Source organism: Elizabethkingia argenteiflava (genome assembly GCF_009904105.1).
In the GTDB taxonomy this organism is placed as follows: Bacteria; Bacteroidota; Bacteroidia; order Flavobacteriales; family Weeksellaceae; genus Elizabethkingia; species Elizabethkingia argenteiflava.
The window spans coordinates 1-1,526 of sequence record NZ_JAAABJ010000234.1 but is presented as its reverse complement, the minus strand read 5'-3'; the positions used below and the strand labels follow the sequence as shown (position 1 = coordinate 1,526).

At 31.1% G+C, this 1,526-nt stretch carries 1 protein-coding gene; it reads left to right on the top strand.

All coding sequences use genetic code 11. The features are described from left to right. Positions 1-1,252: 1,252 nt before the first annotated feature. Positions 1,253-1,526 (top strand): transposase (locus tag GNY06_RS02160; RefSeq protein WP_176589940.1); only part of this gene is annotated, 274 nt, incomplete at its 3' end.

The window sequence follows — 1,526 nt, the reverse complement described above, 5'->3', positions numbered from 1 at the left end:
TTATCGAATTCTTTCAAAATACTGGAAATCTGATTCGCACTGAATTGTTTCTTTTTCATAATATATAATCCTAAATTTAAACTTTTTGTCTAAATTATAGTCGTACTATTTATGGGGGAGTTTACACCAAAACTAATAAGAGAACTTATGCTGAAGATAATCCACGTTAATGGTATCAATATAAAAATAAAGCCTATAAAAAAAATTAATATCTTTTTTATATTCCGTCTAATATCCCCTATTATATCTTTAAATTTTATTTTAGCGCCTCCTTGATCTGATAGCCTGTTCATATATAATACCGTAAATGAACTTAAAAAAAGGAATAATATGAGTAAAAGAATCAAGAAAAAGGGAAATATTAAGGTTCCTGGATTGTTGAAAAAATAATTTTGAAAACCTTCCTTTAAGTCTTTTTTATGTATAATTTTTAAACCTAAGCTCAAGGATTCATCGAAGTAATTTCCATACAATAAGTAGCTTACATATAATATAGTAAAAAGCATTAATATCAAAATGAGTATAAGCCCTATTATTTGTAGATAATTTTTACCATAGTTTTTAAAAAAGCCTACGGTATCCGTGAGTAAAGTTTTGAAATCTCTTTTTTTATAAAATTCCATGATTTTTCAGTTCTGTTATATTTACCCTCAATCTAAAACAAGGTAGTAAAAAAATCTAATCACTACACAATCATTAGCTTTCAGAATTTGGTAACATCCAAAATCAAAACCTTAAACTCTATTGAATAGAGAGATCTTAAATGGATGGAATTTTGAACATAAAACCAAATTTAAACCCGCAAAAAACTTTCTTTGGTGACTTCAATTGATGACAAGACTTTGTTAATCTTATTGGAAGGACTTCGGGCTATCAAGTGGATGCAAATTTGAAATGTTTATCCCTGAATAAAAAATGAGAATTAACCTGGTTTACCAACAATAGATTCCGATCAAATACAATTACATATACAGGCTTTTCTAAGCAGAATGAAATCTTTTATAAAAATTATGCGAATATCTCCTTTTCGTTTGATTATCATTCGTCCATATTTTAGGAAATCAATCTACAAAACATTCTGTGAGGGAAGGCTAAATCCTGATGAGAAAGAAAGGACTGTAAAACAGGCATAGGAGGGCTATTTTTAAAATTTTCCCATCGAATAAAAGCAATGAATTTTATCGCTTTACGGGAATTCTTGAGGGTGTATCTCGAACTGTGTCATAAACATTATCTTTAAATATAATATCTTATGTCACAAGAAGAATTTGACTTTGAGTCTTTTAAGAATGAGGCTATTGCCGGCCTTTATTCTGGAAAAAAAAAGACTGGCACCGATGGGGTTCTGTCTCCCATGGTGAAGCACTTTCTGGAATCTATGATGTCCGGTGAGCTTGACTACCACCTTGCTCAGGATAAACTTAACGAGCAAATTAACCGTAAGAACGGTAAAACGAAGAAGACCGTGCGTAGTCTAAGTGCTGGCTCATTTGAGTTAGAAACTGGTCGTGACCGCCTGGGTACTT